Raw genomic sequence first — 24,655 nt, forward strand, 5'->3', positions numbered from 1 at the left:
AAGTCGGTTTGAGCCAATAAAGAGATAAATTAAGCGGTACTGAAATAAAGCCGTGCGCCGTTATAACAAGATGTTACGCAATATACGAGCTGATACTGGCAAATTATTGATTGTTTATGATACCGTTTATTATAAGGTTTGATGTTTGAATATAGTAGACATTACCGAGATTTTACCCTTTTCAAAATGCATTCGAATCATCAGTCATCTCACAAAACAGCCTGACTCTCTTCATGATGCTGATCTTTTAGAGCTCATTGAGTTTTGGGAGTGGTTTTATCGTCTTTAGTTATGACAAGTCTAATTTATATAAACATTATTTATCATACACCTGTTCACCGATGAATAATATTTATCAATCATAGGTTTTTATATAAATTGCGCTTATACTAAAATTGATGATAATTCTCACATTGTCATGGACTGATAATGGTCGACTGATACACACCTGAATATACAAGAGATTCAATTATGCTAAGTTATAAAGCCCCCCTACGCGATATCAAATTCCTATTAAATGACGTTTTTGACTTTCAAACTCATTATAAAGATCTAAGCAATGGCGAAAACGCTGATCCAGAAACAGTAGATATGATTCTACAAGGCATGGCTGATTTCTCTGAAGATGTTCTTAGCCCACTTTATCAGCCAGCAGATGCAGAGGGCTGTCATTTTGAAAATGGTGTTGTTACTACACCAAAAGGCTTCAAAGACGCTTACAATCAATTCGTAGAAGGCGGCTGGCAAGGTATTTCATACCCAGAAGAGTACGGCGGTATGAACCTCCCAATGTCACTTAACCTAATCAAAGCAGAAATGTTTGGTACGGCGAACTGGCCATGGGCAATGTACCCAGGTCTAACCACTGGCTGTATCAATACTTTAATGCAGTACGGTACCGATGAGCAAAAAGACACCTACCTACCAAAACTAGTTGAAGGTACTTGGTCAGGCACTATGTGTCTAACTGAGCCACAAGCCGGTACTGACTTAGGCCAAGTAAAAACCAAAGCAGTGCCACAAGATGACGGTACTTATAAGCTAAACGGTACTAAAATCTTCATCTCAAGTGGTGAGCACGACCTAACCGATAACATCATTCATATCGTTTTAGCACGTCTGCCAAATGCACCTGAAGGTACTCGTGGTATCTCACTGTTTATCGTACCTAAATTTAACATCAACGAAGAAGGCGAAGCCGGTGAGCGTAACGGCGTAAGCTGTGGTTCAATTGAACACAAAATGGGTATCGCCTCATCAGCCACCTGTGTTCTAAACTTCGACGATGCAAAAGGTTACCTAATTGGTGAGCCAAACCGTGGTCTAAAAGCGATGTTCACGTTCATGAACACTGCCCGTATCGGTACCGGTATCCAAGGTCTAGCGCATTGTGAACTTGCTTTCCAAAACGCCCTACCATACGCTATCGAACGTCGTTCAATGCGTGCTCTTTCTGGTACTAAAGAGCCAGAAAAAGTAGCTGATGCGATTATTAACCACGCTGACGTACGTCGTATGCTATTGACCATGAAGGCGTTCGCTGAAGGCGGCCGCTCAATGATTTATCATGCTGCTCGTTATGCAGACAAGATGTCTCAAGGCGTTGCTGAAGATAACAATGAAGAGTTTGAGAAGTGGGATGACAAATTAGGCTTCTACACGCCAATCCTAAAAGGCTTCTTAACTGAGCTTGGTATCGAAGCGGCTAAAGAAGGTCAGCAAGTATATGGTGGCCACGGCTATATCAAAGAATGGGGCATGGAGCTAATCGCTCGTGACGCACGTATTGCTACTCTTTATGAGGGTACAACTGGCGTACAGGCTCTAGACTTATTAGGTCGTAAAGTTATCTTGCAGTCTAAAGGTAAAATCATCCGCGATTATACCTCAAGCATCATGAAGTGGTGTGGTGAATACGCACTTGATAAAAACATGCGCAAATACGTTTGGGCATTAACCAAGCTATGTGCTGAATGGAACACTCTAACCGTACGCTTAATGCTAAGCGCGCGCAAAGACCGTGAAATCATCTCAGCTGCCTCTGTTGATTACCTAATGTACTCAGGCTATGTAATGATGGCATATCACTGGGCACGTATGGCAGCAGTCGCTTATGATAAGCTTGAGAACGGTGGTACTGAAGCGCCTGAATTCTATACAGCTAAGATTCAAACGGCTAACTTCTACTTTGATAAGATTCTACCACGTACATCAGGTCACGCAGAAAGCATGGTAGCCCCAAGCTCTTCTATGACTGATATGGAAGTAGAAAACTTCTCGTTCCTAGACTAATTAGCCTTCTGTTTTATCGAAGGATCTATTCTAGAACATAAAAACCGCCCTATTTGATATAGGGCGGTTTTTTTATTGATGTTATTTTTGCTATAGTCATTAGGCTAAAAAATTAAGTAGGATAAAAATAAGGAGAAGGTAGTGAGCAAGGAACACGATTCAAAAAAAGAGCCCAATAAGTTAGTGCAAGACTGGATAGACAGACAGGCATTAGTCGCCATACAAATGAGCGAGGACGACAATTATCGTCAACTGGTAACAGTCAGGGCAACAAATTGGGGAAAGCACATACAAGCTAAGTCCGACGCTCGCATAAGACGAGCTAATGCTCCGCACCTCGAAATTAAATAAGAGTGCGTAGAACTTAACCTAAATCAGCTTAATGCTTGTGTTGTCTGTTGTATGCAATATCTTAAACCCGAGCTTTGCGATAAGCAGCCGTCAACTCCACTACTTCAACACAATACTGCACCGTAACGCGGCTTGATTGGTCAGCACCTAATTGCGCTTGCAAACACGCCAATAGCGTATCCGCTAAATCATCTCGAATCTCTTGACTGCGCCCTGGCATCAGCCTCAATTGCACATAGACAAAGCCTTCCGCTTGTTGGTCATCTTCAATGCCGACTAAGAAGGTCTCGACATCGAGCATGCGTGCTTTAATCGCTTGTGGTGAGCCGAAGTGACCGGTATCCCATAAGGTAGTATTTAACTTTTTAAGCAGGCTCTCAGGGTTTTTAATAGTGACATTTGGGGAAGCTTGAACAATAACGTGCGGCATAAGCAGGTCTCAGAATAAGTGGCTTAAAAACGATTAACCACAGTCTATACGTAAGGTAGATAAACTGATAGGCACTAAACAACATTGATTGGGTTACGCTATTTCAAAGCTTCACAAGCGATACCGTCTTTATCTCTATCTAGTCTTTTGTAGCCTGGTTTTTTGGCATCAAAGTAAGCTTGTGCTTCTGCTTGACTGCGAAAGTCAGCACATTTAACACCAGCAGCATTTGCAGGTAGACTAGCAGCTAGCAGCGTAAAAGAAACGATAGAACAAATCATCTTATTCATAGAAAGTAACTCCAAATAATAAAAGTTAAGACCCATGAGTAATTTTAGCAAAGAAATTAATTTTTTTATCAATCATTGTTAATCAATTATGTCAGCAAATGTAGCAGACAAGGTTTTCGCTAGGTGTTTTGGTGGTAATTCAATCTCAAGTCCTCGTTTACCGCCACTGACATGCATCGTATCTAGCGCCTTTGCTGAGTCATGGATGACAGTTGGCAATCGCCTCTTTTGACCCAAAGGGCTAACACCGCCCAACACATACCCAGTAGTACGTTCAACAACCTTTGGGTCTGCCATATGTACCTTCTTAGCTCCCAAAGCCTTAGCCATCTTTTTGAAGTTTAGCGTGTCACTTACGGGCAAGATAGCCACGGCTAATTTATCGGCATCGGTTGTCACTACCAAGGTTTTAAAAACGTGCTCTGGTGCGACACCCAATTTGTCAGCAGCCTCTAAGCCATAAGATTCTGCGCTCGGGTCATGTTCGTATTCATGAATTTGATAATCAAGTTTTAGCTTTTTGGCTAAATTGACAGCTGGGGTCATTGGATGACTTCCTTACATTTATATGCTAAAAAATCTTTTAAGACGTACCAAAATAATAGCGATTAAACACTAATAGGTGGCTGGATGTTATTTATTAAGTGCCTAGATCTACTTAAGTGCCTAGCTCTACCTCTCAGACAGTACAAATAAATAATAACCAGTCACTAAAATTTTTAATTTGAGTTAAATCTCATGCTAAGTAAGACAAATAATGAACCTCTTACGAGTTTAGATTACCCTATTTCTCAAAAAACAAAAAGCCCTCCTTTAATAGCTAAAGGAGGGCTTTTTAAAAAGATATTACATAAGAAACTACGGCTTAACCGCGACCAACACACGGATGCTGTCTGGAACCAGCGATAGATTACTGAGCGCTTGCTCCCCTTGAGCTTTAAGCGATTCTAGACGTTCAATCTCTTCATCACGTACGTTCGGGTTAACCTGTTGTAGCTGTTTTAGACGGCTGATTTCACGTTGCCACACTTGGCTAAAACGCGCCATGGCTTGTGCGCTGATATCATCCAATTTACCTTGCGCAATGGCTTCGGCATCATGGTAGCGTGATTCAATCACACCGCTACGTACCTTGACCACCTGACGCGCACGGTTTTTATCCAAGCGCTCGATGTGCGGCATAATCATATCGGCAGTGATACGCTCTGATAAATCACCGCCGTGCTCGCCTAAGAACACACGCAAGGTCTGGGTCGGTAGCGTCGCCGTTAGGTTCAAAACTTTAGGCGCGATCGTGGTCACTCTAAAGTTAACCTCTAATAACAGCATACCTTCCGGCACAGTGTTGCTCTTAAGCATCGCGACCGTGGTATTACCAAATGTGCCCGAGTTAATCATGTCATAAATAGCCAACATCAACGGATGCTCATGGGTAATAAAGTCCATGTCCTCACGCATCAAGGCTTGGCTACGCTTAAAGGTCAGCGTCATGCCATCTTCAGAAATCGGTAAGTTTTCGATATCCGGATGTTGGCTGTTTTCAGCCTCTGGCGGATGGACAATCCATGAACCATCACGCTGTACGCTGTGATCTAGGTTTGCTGAACCTAAGAAGCGGTCTAAGAATGCTGGCAATAAATTATTGGCATCAAAATCACTCATTGCATCGGCAATACGCGACGCCACACGTGGACGACATGAATTGTATTCAAGCAAACGGTCACGACCGGCTTGCAGCTCTGCTTCTAACTCTAAACGCAGCTGACTGGCATTTTCGATTAAGGTGTCTAATGCTTCACGGTTTACTTCGTTATCCTCGCCCTCAAGCAGCGGCTTTAAGTCAACAATAAACTGCTCTTGCACCGTTTGTGCCGTTGGCGAAATATGATTAAAGATATTTAGCGCACCGTCGTACCATTTGTACATACGCTCTTGTGCGGTGCCTTGTACGTATGGCACATGTAGAGTGATTTTTTGGTTTTGACCAATGCGGTCTAGACGACCAATGCGCTGCTCTAGCGTATCTGGATTGGCCGGTAAATCCCATAATACGAGATGACTCGCAAACTGGAAGTTACGACCTTCTGAACCAATCTCTGAACACAGTAGAATCTGTGCGCCCGCTTCATCAGCAAAGAATGCTGCTGCTTGGTCACGCTCAAGTAGGCTCATCTGCTCGGTGAAAATCGCAGTTTTAATACCCGCATGTAGACGCAGTACCGCCTCCAAGCTCTCTACCGTTGCACCACTACGCGCAATGAGTAGTACCTTTTGCTGCTTCAACTCATCTTTTAACAGGTTAATTAGCCAAGGCACACGGGGGTCATCTTCTAGCCAGCTACCATCGGGCTGATTTTCTTCACCCCATAGCTGCTCACGAAGTTTACCGCAAGTTTGATAGTTACCAACCCAAGCGTCGGGACAAGGCAGTGGATGCGGACGGCTGGTACGACCATGGAAGCCCTGTACGCTATCACGGGTATTGCGGAACAATACACGGCCGGTGCCATGACGATCTAATAACTGATTTAATGCATAAGTACGCAGCTTGTCATCTTCATTAATCGTCGCAAGCTCATTCTCATCTTCAAAGCCAAGCAGATGCGTCAGCGCGCTAATCTGACCTTCAGACAGTGGCTTTTCATCCATCAATACTTCTGCCACAGCAGCGGTATCGGCAAAGGCATCTTGACCGGCAATAAAGTCATCTAAATCATCAAAACGATCAGAATCTAGCAGGCGCAGACGCGCAAAATGACTCTCAACACCTAACTGCTCAGGCGTTGCGGTTAATAATAGAACGCCTGGTGTTTCATGAGCAAAATCGGCGACCAGCTCGTACTTATCGTTACCGCCGTGGTCGCGATCCCAATGCAGATGGTGCGCCTCATCAACCACCAATAAATCAAAGCCTGCTTCCATCGCCTGCTCATACAAATCATGATGATCAAGCAATAAGTCCAGACCGGCAATAATACACTGCTCGGTGGCAAAGACATTTTGATCCGGATTGTGCTCTTTAATTGCCGCCGTACGAACCAAATCAAACAAGGCAAAGTTCAGATTAAAACGACGACGCATTTCAATCATCCACTGATACTGCAAGCTGTCTGGCACGAGAATTAACACGCGCTGTGCTTTACCGGTTAATAGCTGCTGATGGATAATCAGACCGGCTTCAATGGTTTTGCCCAGACCCACTTCGTCCGCTAATAATACGCGCGGTGCAATACGTTTACCGACTTCATGTGCAATATAAAGCTGATGCGGAATGATATCGACACGGGCGCCCATCAAGCCTTTTAGCGGATGACCTGCTAAGGCCGACTGCATACGCAGGATATCTTGACGCAGCTCATACCAGTCACTACGCTCAACTCGGCCCGCCAGCAAGCGCTCTAATGGCTTAGCTAGAGTAATATTGGCTGCCAGACGGGTTTCCATAATGCCTCGTGGATGCCCTTCCACATGGTATTTCACCACGCCCATCACCTCATCAACGCCAGTAACGATATGGGTATTGCCATCTTGGTCGGTAATCTCATCACCGACTTTGAAGGTCACACGCGATAACGGCGCAGAGTTTTTGGCATATACCCGTGTCTCTTCGCTTTGCGCAAATAGGATATGCACGCAGCGGTCATCGACATCAATGACGACACCCAAGCCAAGCTCTGCTTCAGTGTCTGAAAGGTAGCGTTGACCAACGGCGAATTCGGGGATTAAAGCAGCTATTGTCATAAATCAGTCAATTCTTATTTATCTAGTAAAGTGTCGGGGACTATTTTAGTCTACAAAGCACAGCGCACCAAGCGCTATATCAATTTGAGTCGGTCTGCATCTATATCTTATATTCTAAAAACCATTCAGCAGGCGCTAGATAGATAGAGACGCTAACCGTCGTCTTGATGCTTTGTATTAACCTAGTCCTTTATATTATAAAGTCTATTTGCCTTTATGAGGACAAACTTCTCAATTTCTATAGCCGATTGCTGAAAAGGCGGTTAAACCAATAGTGGCCTTTTTAAGCTTAATCTTCTGCAAACACAGTAATAACAGGCATCTTGCCTCTATGTTAACGTCAATACATAAAAAACAGAGCACTAAATTTTGAGACATATATTTGCAACTATAAGCACAACTCATACACAACAATCCTGCCCTACCCCTAAAATGGGTACTACTCATTAAACTTAGCATAGGTTTAAGTCATATTAATTATAAAATCAGACTTTTTGTTCGCTAATTGGTTTTGATGATGTTCTTCGATAATCACTAATTTTTGATGAGAGCTAATTTTCATTAATAAATAATCATAGGAGTTAATAATGAAAGCCGTATTACTGGATGAAGTACGATTTAATGACGAACTAGAATTACCGCAGCCAGAGGGTGTCACCGAGTACGTTACCTACCAAAAGACCCCGCAAGATAACCAGACCATTATCGAGCGCTGTCAGGATGCCGAGATTGTCATCGTTGGTACACTAAGAATAGAGCGTGACGTGATTGAAGCGCTGCCTAACTTAAAGCTGTTGCAAGTCACCTCTGTCGGTACCAATCAAATCGATATGGAAGCTTGTAAAGACAATGGCGTCGAAGTATACAACGCGCCAGGATTTGCGACCCAAAGTGTGGCAGAGCATGGATTTATGCTTATGCTAAACGCCATGCGAGCTGGCATCCATTATCATAATACCGTCCTTGATGGTACTTGGTATAAAACTGGACAAGCCTACTACATGGATGAGGAGCTGATTGATGTTGATAACTTAACCATCGGCATCATTGGCGTCGGCTCAATTGGTAAACGTATGGGCGAGCTTGCCAATTCGTTCGGCATGACGGTGCTTTGGGCAGAACACAAAGGTAAAGAGCCTCGTAATGACGATTATACCGACTTTGACTCTGTGCTTGCCGCCTCAGATGTGCTTAGCCTGCACGCCCCGCTAACAGAAGAAACCAAACATCTTATTAATGCTGATGCCATTACAAAAATGGATAAAAAGCCTCTAATCGTCAACGTTGCCCGTGGTCAAATTGTAGATACTACCGCATTAGCAGAGGCCATAAAGAACGATAAAATCTTAGGCTATGCCACCGATGTGTTCGAAAAAGAGCCTGCGAAATCAGACGACCCCATCGTACAACTGGCAAAAGACAATCACCCCCGCGTTATTCTGAGTCCACACCACGGTGCCGGTAGTAAAGCGGCGCAAAGAAAGCTGTGGAATATCGTGTGTGAGCAAATAAACGAGTTTATTAAAGAACACGGGCATTGAACGTTAAGAGCTTATATTCAACGTTAAGACCCAAGATCAGTTGAACCTTCCCTATTATAAGTTATAAAAGGTTATGTTATGAAAGCCGTTTTTTTAGATAAAGGAACATTCTTAGACAGTGTTGAGTTGCCAGCACCTGATGGCGTCACCGATTATGTCACCTTTGATGACACTGAGCAGGACAATGACTTGATTATTGAGCGTTGCCAAGATGCCGATATTATTCTCACCAATAAGGTTAAGATTGACCGTGAAGTTATCGCTGCCCTCCCCAATCTTAAGCTCATTCAACTCACTGCCACTGGCATGAATAATGTCGATAGTGATGCCTGTAAAGAGCATAATGTCGAGCTGTACAATGTCGCAGGCTATGCGGTCAAAAGTGTGCCCGAACATACCTTTATGCTGATGCTGGGGGCACTGCGGGCGGTGGTTCATTATCACCAAAAGGTCGTCGATGGTACATGGGAGGCGTCAGGTAGCTTTAGCCTATTGGATATTCCGCTAATTGATTTAGAGAACAAAACGTTAGGCATTATCGGTGTCGGTACTATCGGCGAGCGGGTTACTAAGATTGCCAAGGCCTTTGGTATGAAAGTTCTTTGGGCGGAGCATCAAGGCAAAGCGCCGCGTAATGATGACTATACTGACTTTGACACCGTACTCAAAACCTCCGATATCATTAGTCTGCATTGCCCATTGACCGAGGAGACCAAACATCTGATTAATCAGGATACCTTGGCGAAAATGAAAAAGCAGCCCTTAGTGGTCAATGCAGCACGTGGCGGTGTTGTTGACACTGAGGCTATGGCAGAGGCGATTAAGCAGGAGCAAGTGCTTGGCTATGCGACCGATGTGTTTGAACAAGAGCCGATTGCAGAGGATGATCCGCTACTGGCGATTGCCAAAGAGCAGCATCCTCGCGTTATTTTTAGTCCGCATAATGCATGGGGCAGCGAGGCGGCGCAGAAGAAGTTATGGAATATTTTAACCAAGCAGGTTGAAGACTTTATTGCCAAAAATGATTAAAGCACGATACTATTAAATGGCTAAACAAAGAAAGGCGACACTCATGCAGTGTCGCCTTTCTTTGTTTTTCTGACGCTGTTTTAAAGTGGTTATGCCGTGATTTCGCTTCAATATTTGGCTACCTTGACTATCTTAAGTTAGCCCCAAAATAGAACCAATACGCAGCAGATAGCAAGCACGATACCCAGTAGGTTAATTTTGCTAAGTGTCTCTTTGAAAGCGACCACACCGACAAGGGTCGCCACAGCAATTACGCCGACGTTCATACCTGTGAATACCACGCTAGGCGCATCGGATAAGGCTTGGTGTGCTTTGACATAAGCGTAGATATTACCCATGTTTAATATGCCCAAAATGACGCCAGACGCTAATGCTTTGCCTTGCCACTGCGTCTTTTTGATAAGCAGGTAAATAAACAACAGTAAGCCTGCCAGACCGAAGCTCATAAACAGGGTTAAGGGGAAAGCGGCGCCTTGTTTTGCCACTTGTTTGAACAAGATGTCAATGACACCGTAGCCAAGCCAAACACCCAGTAACCATAATCCTACCGGAAGCTTTGGTGCATCATTAAAAGCCGTTGTATCATAAACGCGATAACCAATCACACTTGGATTATTTTGACGATAAACCAGTGCGATTAGTGCCACAAAACCAATAGCAATACCCAATATGCGCTGCGTGGTTAACGTTTCACCAAACAGCAAAAAGGCGGAGACGATTGGAATAATCAATGACAATCGCTGCGCAGCATCAGTGGCAATAATACCGACTGACTCAATCGCACGACCCAAGATTAGAAAGACCAGTGGCAGTAATATGCCCAGTAAAAGAATAATACCCCACGCGCTACCAAGCGTATCAATACCGCTTAAATCTGGTCTGAGTAACAGTCCTGTCAGCAAAAAGGCGACTGGATAACCTGCCACAATGGTCTGACGGATATCGATGCCTTGTTGGCGTAATATTTTTAGTAATACCGATACCGAGACACTGCATAGCACAGCAATAATGAGATAGGTCATAAGTTTGTCTCTAAAATGACAAATGTAACAAAATATTACAATCTATGCAATCGACTTTTGATAATTCGCTCATTTAATAAGAAAAGTATTGAACTAATTGAGTCGTTTAAATAGGAGTTTGATTGCTTATCAATTTATCGACCTATTGGTCAGCTGCTGACACGTTATTTAAAGTCTCAAAACAGATTTCACATAAATGGGTGAGCCGAATGAGTGACGCTCTAAATGGTAGTTATTTATGAACAAGCTTTTCAATTATTTCGAAACCCGCCTGCCAGCCTTCCCCGAAAACAAGATTCCTTTACCAAAGGAGGGCTTGTTTAAATTTTTGTGGGCCTGTACTTATGGCCTTCGCGGCTGGCTGCTGATGTTTATCATACTTACGGCAGGTATCGGTATCTACGAAGCCATGCTATTTGCGTGGATTGGCGATGTCGTCGATTGGCTCGGCATGTATACTCCTTCCACACTTTGGGCTGCCAAAAGTGACACCATTTTGTTGATTGCCGCAGTGCTGTTATTAAGTCCATTTTGGGTGGGCCTCGCCTCGCTGGTGCACTTTCAGGTAATTCAAGGCGTGTTTCCGATGCAAATGCGCTGGCGGTTTCACAAGCGTATGCTGGGCCAGTCTATGCAGTTTTATCAAAACGAATTCTCTGGTCGTGTTTCAGCGAAGGTAATGCAAACCGCACTGGCCGTCCGTGACACAGTCATTACCGTTGTGGATATGATGATTTATGTGCTGGTGTACTTTGTGACCAGTGGCATCATCTTGTTCCAACTCGATAGCCTGCTGCTGATTCCTTTTGGTATTTGGATGGTGCTGTTTGGCTTTACGCTGTGGTACTTTTTGCCCCGTTTAAAGCGAACTGCCAGCGTTCAGGCCGATGCACGTGCCCTGATGACAGGACGTATTACTGACGCTTATGCCAATATTATGACTGTCAAACTGTTTAGCCACTCGCAGCGTGAGCTTGGCTATGCCAAATCGGCGATGCGTCAGTTTTTACATACGGTACATGGTCAAATGCGCTGGGTCACTTGGCTTGAATTTGTGAACCATTTAATCAGTGTTATTTTGATTGGTAGTACTGCCGGTATTGGTCTGTATCTATGGCAGCGCGGTGATGTCGGTGTCGGCGCGATTGCCGCTGCCACTGCGATGGCGCTGCGTCTTAACGGTTTGACGCACTGGATTATGTGGGAAATGGCAAGTCTATTTGAGAGCATCGGTACTGTGCAAGATGGTATTCACACTCTGTCAGCACCACAATCGATTATAGACAAAGACGGTGCTGCCGATATGGTAGTTAGTGAGGGACGCATTACCTTTGAGCATGTTGATTTTGGCTATGAAGGGTCGGATTTAAGCATTGCGCGTACTGAGCCACTGAATGCCGACAATGTGCTGCCAGCAAATCCTAACTATATCAAACTGCTTGATGACTTTAATCTAGATATCAAACCAGGTGAAAAAATTGGGCTGGTCGGTCGCTCAGGTGCCGGTAAATCAACCTTGGTCAACTTACTACTGCGCTTTTATGATGTCGATTCTGGGAAGATTACCATTGATGGTCAGGCCATTGACGAGGTCACTCAAGAAAGCTTACGTCAGCAAATTGGTATGGTGACTCAGGATACCTCACTACTGCACCGCACCGTGCGTGAAAACATTGCTTATGGCCGTCCGACAGCGACCGATGACGAGATTATCGCGGCGTGTAAAGAAGCGCAAGCTTGGGACTTTATTCAAGATTTAAATGATGCCAAAGGCAATACAGGGCTAGATACCCAAGTGGGTGAGCGCGGCGTTAAGCTCTCTGGCGGTCAGCGTCAGCGTATTGCCATTGCCCGTGTAATGTTGAAAAACGCACCTATCTTACTGCTTGATGAGGCCACCAGCGCACTAGATTCTGAGGTGGAACATGCCATTACTGAGAGCTTAAAAAGCATGATGACCGGCAAGACCGTTATCGCTATTGCGCATAGACTCTCAACAATTGCCGCACTTGATCGACTTGTGGTGATGGATAAAGGGCGTATCATTGAGCAAGGCAGCCATGACGAACTACTGGCTAAAAATGGCGTGTATGCTGGATTGTGGCAACGTCAAAGCGGCGGCTTCTTGGGCGATGACGACGACAACGCACTCTAATACCGGAATTAAACGCATAATTTAAGGACATAATGATAATGAATGGATATCAACAGCCAATGCAAGATTTTGAAAAGAAGCTCACTTTGGCGGGCAAGCAAGCCCGCTATTATGACTTTACCACTCTGGGGACTAATGAGGACTCAAGCAGTCAGGATACAAAACCCATCGCCCACTTCTATGGCGGCAATGGCTTTGCTGTAGGGGTTTATGAGCCATTAGTCACTGAGCTTAGTCAGCAATTTAATGTTATCAGCTTGGCGATGCGAGGCTATTGGTTGGACTTGCCAACAGATAAGGTACTAACCCGTGAGCAAGATGCAGATTACCTCATTGAGTTTCTAGAGCAGACGCAAAACGGTCCTGTTATTGGTATTGGCCACTCACAAGGCGCCACAGCAACCGCGATGGCAGCGGCCAAACGGCCTGATTTATTCTCTGCACTGTATTTGATTGACCCGGTGACTTTTACCAAAAATCAGACCTTTATCTATAGGCACATTCCTCGGCCTATCTTACTGACGCAAGAGCCGTTTAAAAGCACTAAGACTAAGCCAAATAACTGGTCAAGTATTGACGCTTATTATCAAAGCCTGCGTGATAATCGTGCTTACCGGCGTATCAGTGACCAGCATCTAAAGCTGTTTGCAAAAAACAGCCTGATTAAAAAGGAAGAGGATAGTTATCAGCTGTTATTTGAGCCTAAATATGAGCTTGCCAGCTATTTTGGTACTCCGTATGTCACCCCTGCCCTAAAAAAACTGAACAACACAAAAGTTAATTACTTACTGATATTGGCAAAACCTTCTGTATTTAATAGCGATAAGGTCCGCGACAGCTGGAAAAAAATAGTGCCAGACTCGCATATCGTCACTCTCACCGATTATGGTCATTTATTACCGATAGAAGCGCCTGAGCAATGTGCAAAGGTTATTTTCGAGTCGTATAAGCAGACTAACCCTCAACCCTCAAAACCTCAACCCTCAAAAACTAGCTAACTGCCTAAATGACTGATTTATTTGCGCCACACCCCACAGATAACTTGCTGCCTTACGATGGTATTGTCAATGACTTAGGCCTTGTCGTAGAAAACGATGCAGACCTTTATGAGCAGCTTTTACGTGAGCTGCCATGGCAACCTGATAAGGTCACCTTATTTGGCAAAACCCATATCACGACTCGGCAGATTGTGTGGATGGGTGATACAGGCGAGCGTTCAGGTCTGACATTGACCTACACCTATTCTGGGCATACTAGACCGATTAATCCGTGGCACCCTGTAGTGTTTCACGTGAAACAATTCATTGAACAGCAGCTATCGCAGATGGGCGTAGCGGTTACTTTCAATACCTGTCTGCTGAATAACTATCCCAGTGGCCTAGACGGTATGGGCTATCATGCCGATGATGAACCAGAGCTTGGCCCCCAACCTATTATTGCCTCATTATCACTGGGTGCGACACGTAAATTTGTCTTAAAGCACAAAAAGACCCAAGACAAAGTCGAACTTTATCTTGAGTCAGGGCAATTGATTATAATGCGCGGCGCCACACAGCAGCACTGGAAGCACACCGTTACCAAAACCAAAACAATCCACGACGGTAGAATCAGTCTCACTTTTCGCTATATGCTCAATCACAGCAAGGCGTAGTGACTGTCTAGAGATGAACTAGCTGGTTTAATTAGGCCGCTGCACGATCTAAGAAGCGTTTACGATAGCATTGATAGGCCGCTTCACAGACGGTGGCAGTATATTTAGCATTCACACCACCCGCGACGACGGCACCAACCGCTGGTACCACTTGAGCGGCTTTTGTTTTAACCAAATTGGTCGCTACTTGAGTCGCTGTCTGACGGATAACGCGTGACATCAGCTCCTCATTCACCTTGTTAAAAGCCATCGTTTCTGGGTCTTTTAGTAAATTTAGGGTATCATTTAGCGCAGCCTGACGCTCCTTCTCTGAGTGAGAGGTAGCAATTGCCAACAAAGAGATGGCAAATAGTTGCTCGCTCTCCTTATTTGTATCAAAGCCATAGTGCAAGGCATACTCGTTGATGGCTCTCAGATTGGCAGTTAATAGCCCTGCTATATCTACAGCAATACCAGCCCAACCGACGACACCTGTGGTAATACCTTGTGCGCTTGCTGCGGCAACATATTTACTTTTAAACAGTTTTACCTGCTCATCAATGGTCTTTAATGGTAGTTTTTGAATATCCGCAATGGATTCTATCTTGTCTGAGGTATGCGTCTGATTATATTCTTCTAGAATCTGTTCATTATCAATCGACCAACTGGCGGTATCACTTAGCGTGGTTAGCGCCTCTTCGACAGCGTCTTTTAGGGTGTCACCAAACTGCGGCGCATTCATGATGGCATCGCCTGCCTGCTCAATCGGTGCACTGATTGCGGATAGGCTTTTGGTTAGCACATTTTGCTTCGGATTCATCCAGTCCTCAATCTCTTGACGAGCGCGAGCAACATACTCTTCTGAGGTTAATTTATCGTTGCTGTTTTTTGAGTCAGTGGCATTTTGTAGCTTTTGTTTGAGTGACATAATTTGTCTGTATCCTTTGATTAAGACTTTGATTAAGAATTGAATGACTAAAAAATATTTAACTGTTTAAATTCTGTCTTTAGTTGAACATGCTACAGCTACCCATGCCACCATGTTTAGTTAGTCAAGCATAAGGTTCGTGTTAACTATGTATTGCTTTCTTAAGCAAACGAGGCTGCACAGTCCTTTATTTGAATAACCCAAAAAAACCCAAGACAGGGCTAATCTCATCTTGGGCTGAACTTTTGATTGAACTTTTAATTGAAATTGGACTAAATTTATCTAACCTAGACTCAACTTGCCTACGACATCTCTAACACAATCTTACCAAAGGTACCGCCTGTCTCGAGTGCCCGATGTGCTTCAGCGGTTTTGGCTAGGGGATACGTCTGCTGAATATGCAGCGTCAGCTTCTCTTTAGCAATTTGATCCAGTACTGCTGCTAAGTCTGTCGCATTTGGCTTGGCAATAAAGCCTTCAATAGTTAAGCTATCAGGGCCTTCTTGTTTTAATTTATCAACCCAGATAGACGGCAATACCACAACTCGGCCGTCCTCTTTAAGCACAGGCAAAGCACGTACCCCAGCATCGCCTCCGACCAAATCTAACAAGACGTCAGCATTTAATTCTGGAAAAGCAGCGCCTTTAGTGTAATCAATCCACCCCGTCAGCTTACCGGTATCAATCAAGTCGCCTATCTTCTGATACTTTTCAGGCGAACAAATCAGTGTCAGCTTAATACCTTTATCATCCACCAACTGCGTTAACATTTGTAGTGCCAAGTGCCCAACACCGCCTGCTGGCGCATTTATAACCACGTGCTCGCCTGCTTTAATATCAGCAAATTCTATGAGCTGATAAGCCGTAGTACCGACGCAAGGTAGCGCCCCAGCTGTTTTTAGATCTACGCTCTCAGGCACCCGAGCTAATAATTCAGCGTCTATGGCATTATATTGAGCATAACAACCGCCTTTAAAGCTCAGTGAGGCAACTCTATCTCCTGCCTTAAAGCCATCGACATTACTGGCTACCACCTCACCTGCCATATCAAAGCCTAAAATAGCCGGTTGATTATTAGCGAACTGATTGTTACGGATATTATCGGCACCCCAGCCTTTACCTTGACGGGTTTTATAATCAATAGGGTTGATACTGGCATAAGCAATTTTGACCAACACCTGGTTCTCTTTAGGCTCAGGTACTGACACATCACTTTGATAGTTTAAAACATCTGCCTCACCAAATTCTGTGATGGTAATGGCTGATTGGGTTTGAGGATATGTTGAAGACATTGCATACTCCTTGTTTGATTATTTTAAATTCTAACCATGTTGTTCCTAATAGCTTATCTATTTAGCATACTAAACGCTACTCTCAACATCTATCAAAATAGACAATAAAAAGCTGAGTCCCGTTGGAGCTCAGCTTTTTATTGGTTAGTTTATTTTATTAGCCACCTTATTCGATAAGATTGTCTAACTATAGAGTACACCGTGCTATTGGATTCGCCTTAGGAGAGTAATACTCACTCTTTTATATGTGCCTGACGATAGCTATCTCTGTATTACTCTTGCGGGCTGTCGTGACTCAGTAAATCTTGATCGCCACCATTGTCCTTTATTTCCTCCTCCACTTTTTGCATCAGCTTAGGATCAGGACTTGCATCGAACATTTCTTTGACATTGCTATTACCCAATATTTTCTTCGCACGCTTCTTAGCCGCTGCTTTTTCGGGGGTTTCTGGCTCAATGACTTTGTCTCTAGAGGTTGGCTTAGGCTCAGTATCCGGTGTTTTAGACGCGACATTGACGTTAAGCGTGTCCTGATTATCTGTATCTTTATCGACCACATAATTGGCCTGTTTGAGTGCATTTTCCACATCGCCATTAAAACGCAGCTTATAAATTGGCTCGGGTAAGCTAAAGCCTTGGTCCTCAAGCGCATGCTTGGCTTCACGAATGGCAATACTACGTGCTTTCAACAAATCCGTATCGGCCTGATTGACCCAAGCCTGAAATTGAAGCACGATATTAGAATTACCCACCTCATCGATAATGGCCACAGCTTTGGGGTCTTTTAAAATAAAGTCCAATTCATTAATCGCATCCAATCCTACTTTAATAGCAGCAATGGGGTCATCATTGGCATCAACACCGAGCTTAAAATCAAAGCGACGTTCTGGATTTTTGGTGTAATTCAAAATAGTCGCTTTAAACACCTCAGAGTTTGGCACCCGCAATTGATTGCCATCTGGGGTCATTAAAATCGTCGCACGACTGGTCAGACGCACCACAATGCCCTCTTTATCATTAATTTGCACGAAGTCGCGTGCCATAAACGGCTGACGGATACTGAGCATCAGCGAGGCGATATAATTTTCAATGGTGTCTTTTACCGCAAAACCGACCGCAATACCAATCACACCAGCACCGCCAAGCAGTGTCCCGATAATGGCTTCGGCCCCTAATAGACTCAGTCCCAAAATCAGACCAAGAACAATAAACAATACCTTGACCGTTTGTGATAAAAGCTCTGCCACAAAGGGATTGGGCGTAACACGTTGCCATAGACCCTTACGGCGACCGAGCCACGAGCCAAACCATACCACAAAGGCAAAGACCAATATCGCAACCAATAATAAAGGCGCCGCTTTAATCAGCGCTCGTGCTTGCTGCTTTAAGCTATCAATGACTGGCGTGACATTGTCCTGAACATCTAGCGTACGGCTGATACGATCTTCAACCGCCACCACATCACTGACACGGTTAGCAAGACTAATCGCTTGCTGCGCTTTTTTCTCATTGGGCGCCTCACCTGATAATCTGACTACGCCCTGATTGACGGTCACAACGATGCTTTTTAGGCCTTCAATCTCGGAGAAGATACCCATAATTCGGTTTTTGATATCAGAATCATTGACCTTATCTGGGTTGGTCTCAATAACCGTATCTTTTTGAGTCAGATTACCCGCGACCGGTGCATTTTCTTTGATCGTTGACTCAGCGGTTGGGAGTGCCTCATCAACATCTGGAATACTAATGGCACCACTGTCTGTGTTGTCAGCACCCACAGACTCCGTACTATCCTCGCTGCCATCCACCGTATCAACCGTATCCGCAACCTCTTGTGTATCTTCAACAGCCGCTTCTGGTGCAGCATACGTTGGCACGCCAGCTGCCACCATAAAGAAGAGACCAAGGCTAAGTAAGCTGCGTCTAAAAACTGAACGATGTCGAGTATTTTTGTCGCTTTCCTGATGGTTTGAGTCAAAGGCGTCGGGCATTTTAGTATCCTAGTGCGAGAGGTGTTCAATTTAAAAAATTTAAGCAAACAGCGGACTATTTAAGGCTATTTATCTAAATAGGCCTGTGCTTCACTCAAATCTAGCGTGCCTTCATAAATGGCACGGCCAGTAATGATACCTTCGATGCAGTCACCATAAGGTTTTAGTAGCTCAATATCCTTCATATCGGTCACGCCGCCTGATGCAATCACCGGAATACCGCCTTCGCGCGCCAAATTAACGGTTTGCTCAACGTTTACGCCTTGCATCATGCCATCACGCGCAATATCGGTATAAACAATAGACGACACACCGGCATCGGCAAAGCGTTTGGCAAGCTCTGTGGCTTTGGTATCGGTGACATTGGCCCAACCATGGGTGGCGACCATACCGTCTTTGGCATCAATACCAACAATAATATGACCGGCGAACTCGCGGCATGCCTCTTCCACAAAATCTGGATTTTCGACTGCTTTGGTACCGATAATAATGTAGGTTAAACCTGCGGCCAGATAATGCTCAATGGTCTGCAAGCTACGCACACCGCCGCCCAATTGTACAGGTAGATTAGGATGCTCTTTGGCAATTTCCATGACGACGTCTTTATGAACCGGCACTCCATCAAACGCACCATTTAAATCCACCAAATGTAGACGGCGAGCGCCTTCATTGACCCAACGTGTCGCCATAGCCACAGGGTCATCAGAGAATACGGTGTCATCTTCCATGCGACCTTGTTTTAGACGTACACATTTGCCATCTTTTAAATCAATGGCAGGAATAATTAACGGCGCTGTCAAAATTTTGGCATCATTACTTGATTGAGATGAAGAGGAAGTACGCATATAAAGACCTTAATTATAGGAAGATTTGGAAATAACTTGGATTATTAAAAAACAATGGATGGCAACCTTTGTCTACTAAAATAGCTTAAATTGGCAAACATACTGGCAATTTTAGGGTAATTTAACGTATAATCCTAGGTTATATTGTATATGTATTTTGGTAGCCAGTCGCCACTGTCTTCTATGCTAAGAGGTTAGCACAGGTCTATTTACTCGCAAGCATTTATCATTAAATAATGCGGTTTTTATAGCTCTGATGTGCGTTTTGTCGTGCTGTTGCTACATGCTCTTATCTTGCAAGAATCATACCTCGGTCACCATACCGTACGGGACTTGCTCTCCCCCGACAGGACGTCTGGCCTTTCTTCGCTTATGGAATAAGTTCGCTTATGATTACCACCAAAAAGGGGCTTGATTTGCCCATTGCTGGCGTGCCCAGCAGTGAAATCACCCAGCATTCGCCAAAGCACGTTGCGCTTGTCGGCTACGACTATGTCGGCATGAAGCCTACGATGAACGTCAAAGAAGGTGATACCGTCACGAAAGGCCAACCCGTTTTTGAAGATAAAAAACGCGTTGGTGTCATTTACACTGCCCCTGCCTCTGGTAAGGTAATTGCTGTAAATCGTGGTGAACGCCGAGTTTTTGAAAGCTTAGTTATTGAGGTTGATCCCAATGCTGAGGAAGTGACGTTTGATAAATTTGCTTCTAGCGAATTAGCGGGTCTTGACTCTGAAACCGTTGAAGCGCAATTAGTCAAATCTGGTGAATGGACGGCATTTCGTACGCGTCCTTATAGCCGCACGCCAGAGATTGGAGCGCGTCCACAAGCCATTTTCGTAACCGCAATGGACACCAATCCACTGGCTTACGACCCTATGTTATTGATAAAAGAAGAACAGCAAGCCTTTAATGATGGTTTGGCTGTTCTTTCTACGTTATCGCCAAAGACTTACGTCTGTCACCATGGCAATGCGACTTTACCTAAAGTTGCGAACACGGCAGCCGGTAACAGCACTGAATATCATGCGTTTGCCGGTAAGCATCCAGCAGGTCTGGCAGGTACGCACATTCATTTCTTGCATCCAGTCAGCCGTGAAGTAACGGTTTGGACGCTTGGTTTTCAAGATGTGATTGCGATTGGTAAACTATTTACCACTGGTAGAATCTTTACCCGCCGTTTAATCAGCTTGGCAGGCCCAGGTGTGGCAAAACCGCATTTGGTTGCCACTGAGCGCGGCGCTGATTTGACTGAATTGACCAAGGGTCAGCTCAATCCTGGCGATAACCGTATCATTACCGGCTCAGTATTATCTGGCCGTAAAACCATTGCATCGACAGCCTATCTTGGTCGTTTCCATAACCAAGTAAGCGTGTTACAAGAAGGCTATGAGCGCCCTGCGTTCCACTTCTTCAGCTTAGGTTTCAATCGTTTCTCAAAGCTGCCTATTTATATCTCTCAGTTCTTTGGTGGCAAAAAATATAATTTCACAACCACGACTAATGGCTCGCCTCGTGCGATGGTGCCCATCGGTGTGTATGAAGAAGTTATGCCGCAAGACTATCTACCCACTCAGCTATTACGTGCCCTTATTGTTGAAGATATTGTGTCAGCGGTAGATCTCGGTGCATTAGAGCTTGATGAAGAAGACGTGGCACTTTGTACCTTTGTTTCACCAGGCAAATATGAGTTTGGTGACATCTTGCGTGATAACTTAACTCGCATCGAGCAGGAGGGCTAACGCTGATGAAATTTTTACACAATATGTTTGACCGCTTAGAGCCTAGCTTTACCAAAGGCGGCAAATTTGAGAAATACTACGCTGTGTTTGAGATGTTTGACACATTCTTACGTCAGCCTAGCAGCACCACCCATTCAGCATCGCACGTTCGTGATGGTATCGACTTAAAACGCATCATGATTGTGGTGTGGTTATGTACCTTCCCTGCGATGTTTTGGGGTATGTACAACGTCGGTCACCAAGCATTAATGGCAATTAGCCAGTTAGGCTTGCAGCCTGAAGGTTGGCGTACAGCGGTTACCAACATGGTCGGTTATGATCCGAACAGTATTTGGGCAGCCTTCGTCTATGGTGCGATGCAATTTTTACCGATTTATATCGTCACCTTCGCGGTAGGTATTCTTTGGGAAATCATTTTCGCAGTGGTTCGTGGTCATGAAGTCAACGAAGGTTTCTTCGTAACCTCCGTGCTATTTGCACTGTGTTTACCACCAGATATTCCTTTATGGCAAGTGGCACTAGGCATCAGCTTCGGTGTTGTGGTTGCTAAAGAAGTATTCGGCGGTACTGGTAAAAACTTCCTAAACCCTGCCCTATCAGGTCGTGCGTTCTTATATTTTGCATATCCTGCTTATATGTCAGGTGATACAGTATGGACCGCGGTTGATGGCTTCTCAGGGGCAACCCCACTTGGTTTATCAGCCATTGGTGTGACCCCAGATCAGTTCGTTAATGCTTATGGCACTGCGATTACTTGGATGGATGCCTTCTTAGGCAACATGCAAGGCAGTATCGGTGAAGTATCGACACTGGCTATCTTAATCGGTATGGTGTTCTTAATCTGGACTCGTATCGCGTCATGGCGCATCATCGCAGGCTGTGTTATCGGTCTGGTTGTTACCTCTTTTGTCTTCAACCTAATCGGTTCTGAAGACAACTTAATGATGAACCTACCTTGGTACTGGCATTTAGTTTTGGGTGGTTTTGCTTTTGGTGCGGTATTTATGGCAACAGACCCTGTGTCTGCCGCTCATACCAATAAAGGCCGCTGGGCATACGGTATTTTAATCGGTTTTATGACTGTATTAATCCGTGTGATTAACCCTGCATTCCCAGAGGGCATTATGCTAGCCATCTTATTTGCTAACTTGTTTGCCCCATTATTTGACTACTTTGTCACTCAAGCAAACATCAAACGTCAAACGGCTCGGAGGATGCGTCATGTCCCAGCAGACTAAGAAATCAAACTCTAATATGACCACCATTATGGTGGCGTTGGTCTTGTGTTTGGTGTGTTCCGTACTGGTATCTGCTGTTGCAGTAGGCTTAAAGCCATCTCAAGTGGAAAACCAATTGCTTGACCGTAACAAAAACATTCTAGTCGCCGCGGGTCTATTTGACCCAGCGACCGATACCAATGCAGATGTTGAAGAGCGTTTTAAAGACTTCGACGTTAGATTGGTCGATTTAGAAAAGGGCGAATACGCTAACGAAGAAGATTTAGCAAGCGCTGGTATCGAAGATGTCAACGCGTATGATGCAAACCAAGCCTCTAAAAACAAAGCGCTAAGCATTGATTTAGGTAACGATGACCCAGCAAGTATTGGCGCTGTGCCAAAATTTGCTAAAGTCTACGTAAAAAATGACGCCGATGGCAACCCAGAGCTGATGGTACTTCCTGTCCATGGTTATGGCTTATGGGGTACAATTTACGGCTTCTTAACGCTAGAGGGCGACTTAAATACTGTAAAAGGTATCAGTTGGTACTCTCATAAAGAAACACCTGGCTTAGGTGCGCGTATTGAAGAACCTAAATGGCGCGCTCAGTGGGAAGGTATCCATGCATATGATGAAAATGGTGAAGTTGCCACTGGTGTGACCAAAGCCGGCCAAAGCAAAGATAACTGGGTTGACGGTATCAGCGGTGCAACACTGACCAGTGTTGGCGTGCGTAACCTGATTCAGTTCTGGCTTGGCGATCGTGGATATAAGCCATTTTTAGATAATTTACGTGGTGGCACTCCGACTAATAACGCTAACGCTCAAACAACCACTGCGGGCGAGGAGGCATAACATGGCAACAGATACCAAAAAAATCTTAACCACGCCGATTTTTGATAACAACCCCATTGCACTTCAGATTCTGGGTATTTGTTCGGCATTGGCAGTTACTACCAGCGTTAAAAACGCCTTGGTTATGTGTATTGCGTTAACCTTGGTAACTGCTTTTTCAAGCTTTTTTATCTCAACTATTCGTAACCGTATTCCATCAAGCATCCGTATTATCGTACAGATGACTATCATTGCATCACTTGTCATTGTGGTGGATCAGATTCTAAAAGCCGTTGCTTATGACGTCAGTAAGTCGCTGTCGGTATTCGTTGGTTTGATTATCACCAACTGTATCGTAATGGGCCGTGCTGAAGCATTCGCAATGAGCAACCCACCAATACCAAGTTTTATGGATGGTATTGGTAATGGTCTTGGTTATTCAGCGGTATTGCTATTTGTCGCGTCGATTCGTGAATTACTCGGCAGTGGTAGCATTTTAGGATTTACGGTTCTAAACCCAGTAACAGACGGCGGCTGGTATGTGCCAAACGGCTTATTACTACTGCCTCCTTCTGCATTCTTCATTATTGCTCTGTTCATCGCTATTGTGCGTACTTGGAAACCTGAGCAAGCTGAAGAGCCTGAGTTTGTTATGAAGCCCCAATCTAAAGGCATGGCTCATGGAGGAGGACACTAATGGGACATTATCTTAGTCTATTTATCACGTCTGTTTTTATTGAAAACATGGCGCTTGCCTACTTCTTGGGTATGTGTACCTTCCTTGCGGTATCAAAGAAAGTATCGACTGCCATTGGTCTAGGTGTTGCGGTTATCGTGGTTATGACGATTACCGTACCGCTAAACAACCTATTATTTCAGTTCATCCTAAAAGATGGTGCGCTGGCTTGGGCAGGTTTCCCAGATATCGATTTAAGCTTCTTAGGCTTATTAAGCTATATCGCACTAATTGCAGCAACGGTTCAAATCCTTGAGATGTTCTTGGACAAATTTGTGCCAGCGTTATACAACGCACTTGGGGTATTCTTACCGCTAATTACCGTAAACTGTGCCATCATGGGTGGCGTATTGTTCATGGTTGAGCGTGATTATAACTTCACTGAATCATTAACTTATGGTGTTGGTGCAGGCTTTGGTTGGGCACTTGCAATCGCCTTGCTAGCGGGTATCCGTGAAAAGTTAAAATACTCAGACGTACCTGCTCCACTCCGCGGTTTAGGTATTACTTTTATTACTGTCGGATTGATGTCGCTTGGATTTATGTCATTCGGTGGCATGTCAATTTAACCGATTCACATTGCCCAGT

The 24,655-nt window shown here is 44.5% G+C and carries 20 protein-coding genes; 11 read left to right on the forward strand and 9 right to left on the reverse strand.

The genetic code is table 11. The features are described 5' to 3' along the window. The first annotated feature begins 471 nt into the window (after window positions 1-471). On the forward strand, window positions 472-2,292 hold the full coding sequence (locus tag AC2SLM_RS00075) for an acyl-CoA dehydrogenase C-terminal domain-containing protein (RefSeq protein ID WP_486539999.1): 1,821 nt from the start codon (window positions 472-474) through the stop codon (window positions 2,290-2,292). Between the two features lie 412 nt (window positions 2,293-2,704). Here the strand turns inward: AC2SLM_RS00075 and AC2SLM_RS00080 are convergent, their stop codons facing one another. The 4 genes from AC2SLM_RS00080 to rapA all read right to left on the reverse strand — a co-directional run bounded on the left by AC2SLM_RS00080 (window position 2,705) and on the right by rapA (window position 7,104). Then, window positions 2,705-3,073, reverse strand: coding sequence for a 5-carboxymethyl-2-hydroxymuconate Delta-isomerase (locus AC2SLM_RS00080; protein ID WP_486551208.1), 369 nt, complete (start codon window positions 3,071-3,073; stop codon window positions 2,705-2,707). 98 nt (window positions 3,074-3,171) lie between these two features. Next, window positions 3,172-3,363 (reverse strand): excalibur calcium-binding domain-containing protein, encoded by a 192-nt coding sequence (locus tag AC2SLM_RS00085; protein WP_486539995.1) that lies wholly within the window; start codon window positions 3,361-3,363, stop codon window positions 3,172-3,174. A gap of 78 nt (window positions 3,364-3,441) precedes the next feature. Continuing rightward, the gene (gene ybaK / locus AC2SLM_RS00090; protein ID WP_486551210.1) at window positions 3,442-3,909 is read right to left on the reverse strand and encodes a Cys-tRNA(Pro) deacylase; all 468 of its coding nucleotides are present in this window, start codon (window positions 3,907-3,909) and stop codon (window positions 3,442-3,444) included. A 312-nt stretch (window positions 3,910-4,221) separates the two neighbouring features. Continuing rightward, complete coding sequence (rapA, locus tag AC2SLM_RS00095) at window positions 4,222-7,104, reverse strand: RNA polymerase-associated protein RapA (RefSeq protein WP_486551212.1); 2,883 nt, start codon at window positions 7,102-7,104, stop codon at window positions 4,222-4,224. Between the two features lie 587 nt (window positions 7,105-7,691). On the opposite strand from rapA, the gene AC2SLM_RS00100 reads away from it, so the two are divergent. Together AC2SLM_RS00100 and AC2SLM_RS00105 are read left to right on the forward strand one after the other, a co-directional pair. Further along, window positions 7,692-8,645, forward strand: a complete 954-nt coding sequence (locus AC2SLM_RS00100; RefSeq protein WP_486539989.1) for an NAD(P)-dependent oxidoreductase — start codon at window positions 7,692-7,694, stop codon at window positions 8,643-8,645. A 78-nt stretch (window positions 8,646-8,723) separates the two neighbouring features. Then, complete coding sequence (locus tag AC2SLM_RS00105; protein ID WP_486551213.1) at window positions 8,724-9,674, forward strand: D-2-hydroxyacid dehydrogenase; 951 nt, start codon at window positions 8,724-8,726, stop codon at window positions 9,672-9,674. Window positions 9,675-9,811: 137 nt separating this feature from the next. Here the strand turns inward: AC2SLM_RS00105 and AC2SLM_RS00110 are convergent, their stop codons facing one another. Further along, a complete protein-coding gene (locus AC2SLM_RS00110) occupies window positions 9,812-10,696 on the reverse strand; it encodes an EamA family transporter (RefSeq protein WP_486539985.1) in 885 nt (294 codons plus the stop codon). 238 nt (window positions 10,697-10,934) lie between these two features. On the opposite strand from AC2SLM_RS00110, the gene AC2SLM_RS00115 reads away from it, so the two are divergent. From AC2SLM_RS00115 to AC2SLM_RS00125, 3 genes are read left to right on the forward strand one after another with little or no spacing between them, the layout of a single operon-like run. Beyond that, window positions 10,935-12,851, forward strand: a complete 1,917-nt coding sequence (locus AC2SLM_RS00115) for an ABC transporter ATP-binding protein (RefSeq protein ID WP_486551215.1) — start codon at window positions 10,935-10,937, stop codon at window positions 12,849-12,851. Window positions 12,852-12,889: 38 nt separating this feature from the next. After that, window positions 12,890-13,849: an alpha/beta fold hydrolase gene (locus AC2SLM_RS00120; RefSeq protein ID WP_486551217.1), complete on the forward strand. Its 960-nt coding sequence runs from the start codon at window positions 12,890-12,892 to the stop codon at window positions 13,847-13,849. A gap of 8 nt (window positions 13,850-13,857) precedes the next feature. Continuing rightward, a complete protein-coding gene (locus AC2SLM_RS00125; RefSeq protein ID WP_486551219.1) occupies window positions 13,858-14,502 on the forward strand; it encodes an alpha-ketoglutarate-dependent dioxygenase AlkB family protein in 645 nt (214 codons plus the stop codon). A gap of 31 nt (window positions 14,503-14,533) precedes the next feature. Here AC2SLM_RS00125 and AC2SLM_RS00130 read toward each other — a convergent pair whose 3' ends face one another. From AC2SLM_RS00130 to hisA, 4 genes are all read right to left on the reverse strand, one after another. After that, the gene (locus tag AC2SLM_RS00130; protein WP_486551221.1) at window positions 14,534-15,409 is read right to left on the reverse strand and encodes an EcsC family protein; all 876 of its coding nucleotides are present in this window, start codon (window positions 15,407-15,409) and stop codon (window positions 14,534-14,536) included. 302 nt (window positions 15,410-15,711) lie between these two features. Continuing rightward, complete coding sequence (locus AC2SLM_RS00135; RefSeq protein ID WP_486551223.1) at window positions 15,712-16,701, reverse strand: NADP-dependent oxidoreductase; 990 nt, start codon at window positions 16,699-16,701, stop codon at window positions 15,712-15,714. Window positions 16,702-16,973: 272 nt separating this feature from the next. Next, window positions 16,974-18,692 carry a mechanosensitive ion channel domain-containing protein gene (locus tag AC2SLM_RS00140; RefSeq protein WP_486551225.1) on the reverse strand — a complete coding sequence of 573 codons (1,719 nt, stop codon included), beginning with the start codon at window positions 18,690-18,692 and terminating at the stop codon, window positions 16,974-16,976. A 65-nt stretch (window positions 18,693-18,757) separates the two neighbouring features. Further along, window positions 18,758-19,537 (reverse strand): 1-(5-phosphoribosyl)-5-[(5-phosphoribosylamino)methylideneamino]imidazole-4-carboxamide isomerase, encoded by a 780-nt coding sequence (hisA, locus tag AC2SLM_RS00145; RefSeq protein ID WP_486551226.1) that lies wholly within the window; start codon window positions 19,535-19,537, stop codon window positions 18,758-18,760. 389 nt (window positions 19,538-19,926) lie between these two features. Here hisA and AC2SLM_RS00150 point away from each other — a divergent pair, with 389 nt between their 5' ends. From AC2SLM_RS00150 to nqrE, 5 genes are read left to right on the forward strand one after another with little or no spacing between them, the layout of a single operon-like run. Then, the gene (locus AC2SLM_RS00150) at window positions 19,927-21,279 is read left to right on the forward strand and encodes a Na(+)-translocating NADH-quinone reductase subunit A (RefSeq protein ID WP_486551228.1); all 1,353 of its coding nucleotides are present in this window, start codon (window positions 19,927-19,929) and stop codon (window positions 21,277-21,279) included. Between the two features lie 5 nt (window positions 21,280-21,284). After that, window positions 21,285-22,517 (forward strand): NADH:ubiquinone reductase (Na(+)-transporting) subunit B, encoded by a 1,233-nt coding sequence (locus AC2SLM_RS00155; RefSeq protein ID WP_486551230.1) that lies wholly within the window; start codon window positions 21,285-21,287, stop codon window positions 22,515-22,517. Continuing rightward, on the forward strand, window positions 22,501-23,352 hold the full coding sequence (locus tag AC2SLM_RS00160) for a Na(+)-translocating NADH-quinone reductase subunit C (RefSeq protein ID WP_486539965.1): 852 nt from the start codon (window positions 22,501-22,503) through the stop codon (window positions 23,350-23,352). Before AC2SLM_RS00155 ends, AC2SLM_RS00160 begins: the two co-directional genes overlap by 17 nt. 1 nt (window position 23,353) lies before the next feature. After that, window positions 23,354-24,028, forward strand: a complete 675-nt coding sequence (locus AC2SLM_RS00165; protein ID WP_486551231.1) for an NADH:ubiquinone reductase (Na(+)-transporting) subunit D — start codon at window positions 23,354-23,356, stop codon at window positions 24,026-24,028. Beyond that, window positions 24,028-24,636, forward strand: a complete 609-nt coding sequence (gene nqrE, locus AC2SLM_RS00170) for an NADH:ubiquinone reductase (Na(+)-transporting) subunit E (RefSeq protein ID WP_486539961.1) — start codon at window positions 24,028-24,030, stop codon at window positions 24,634-24,636. The genes AC2SLM_RS00165 and nqrE overlap by 1 nt, the downstream gene beginning before the upstream one ends. Window positions 24,637-24,655: the final 19 nt, after the last annotated feature.

This window comes from Psychrobacter sp. CX16 (assembly GCF_057396245.1).

Excerpts from the sequence above, each read along its gene's own strand:
- AC2SLM_RS00125 (WP_486551219.1), top strand. The coding sequence starts at position 13,858 with ATGACTGATTTATTTGCGCCACACCCCACAGATAACTTGCTGCCTTAC.
- AC2SLM_RS00130 (WP_486551221.1), bottom strand. The coding sequence starts at position 15,409 with ATGTCACTCAAACAAAAGCTACAAAATGCCACTGACTCAAAAAACAGC.
- AC2SLM_RS00115 (WP_486551215.1), top strand. The coding sequence starts at position 10,935 with ATGAACAAGCTTTTCAATTATTTCGAAACCCGCCTGCCAGCCTTCCCC.
- nqrE (WP_486539961.1), top strand. The coding sequence starts at position 24,028 with ATGGGACATTATCTTAGTCTATTTATCACGTCTGTTTTTATTGAAAAC.
- hisA (WP_486551226.1), bottom strand. The coding sequence starts at position 19,537 with ATGCGTACTTCCTCTTCATCTCAATCAAGTAATGATGCCAAAATTTTG.
- AC2SLM_RS00150 (WP_486551228.1), top strand. The coding sequence starts at position 19,927 with ATGATTACCACCAAAAAGGGGCTTGATTTGCCCATTGCTGGCGTGCCC.
- AC2SLM_RS00160 (WP_486539965.1), top strand. The coding sequence starts at position 22,501 with ATGTCCCAGCAGACTAAGAAATCAAACTCTAATATGACCACCATTATG.
- AC2SLM_RS00080 (WP_486551208.1), bottom strand. The coding sequence starts at position 3,073 with ATGCCGCACGTTATTGTTCAAGCTTCCCCAAATGTCACTATTAAAAAC.
- AC2SLM_RS00155 (WP_486551230.1), top strand. The coding sequence starts at position 21,285 with ATGAAATTTTTACACAATATGTTTGACCGCTTAGAGCCTAGCTTTACC.
- AC2SLM_RS00100 (WP_486539989.1), top strand. The coding sequence starts at position 7,692 with ATGAAAGCCGTATTACTGGATGAAGTACGATTTAATGACGAACTAGAA.
- AC2SLM_RS00165 (WP_486551231.1), top strand. The coding sequence starts at position 23,354 with ATGGCAACAGATACCAAAAAAATCTTAACCACGCCGATTTTTGATAAC.
- rapA (WP_486551212.1), bottom strand. The coding sequence starts at position 7,104 with ATGACAATAGCTGCTTTAATCCCCGAATTCGCCGTTGGTCAACGCTAC.
- AC2SLM_RS00135 (WP_486551223.1), bottom strand. The coding sequence starts at position 16,701 with ATGTCTTCAACATATCCTCAAACCCAATCAGCCATTACCATCACAGAA.
- AC2SLM_RS00140 (WP_486551225.1), bottom strand. The coding sequence starts at position 18,692 with ATGCCCGACGCCTTTGACTCAAACCATCAGGAAAGCGACAAAAATACT.
- AC2SLM_RS00085 (WP_486539995.1), bottom strand. The coding sequence starts at position 3,363 with ATGAATAAGATGATTTGTTCTATCGTTTCTTTTACGCTGCTAGCTGCT.
- AC2SLM_RS00075 (WP_486539999.1), top strand. The coding sequence starts at position 472 with ATGCTAAGTTATAAAGCCCCCCTACGCGATATCAAATTCCTATTAAAT.
- ybaK (WP_486551210.1), bottom strand. The coding sequence starts at position 3,909 with ATGACCCCAGCTGTCAATTTAGCCAAAAAGCTAAAACTTGATTATCAA.
- AC2SLM_RS00110 (WP_486539985.1), bottom strand. The coding sequence starts at position 10,696 with ATGACCTATCTCATTATTGCTGTGCTATGCAGTGTCTCGGTATCGGTA.
- AC2SLM_RS00105 (WP_486551213.1), top strand. The coding sequence starts at position 8,724 with ATGAAAGCCGTTTTTTTAGATAAAGGAACATTCTTAGACAGTGTTGAG.
- AC2SLM_RS00120 (WP_486551217.1), top strand. The coding sequence starts at position 12,890 with ATGAATGGATATCAACAGCCAATGCAAGATTTTGAAAAGAAGCTCACT.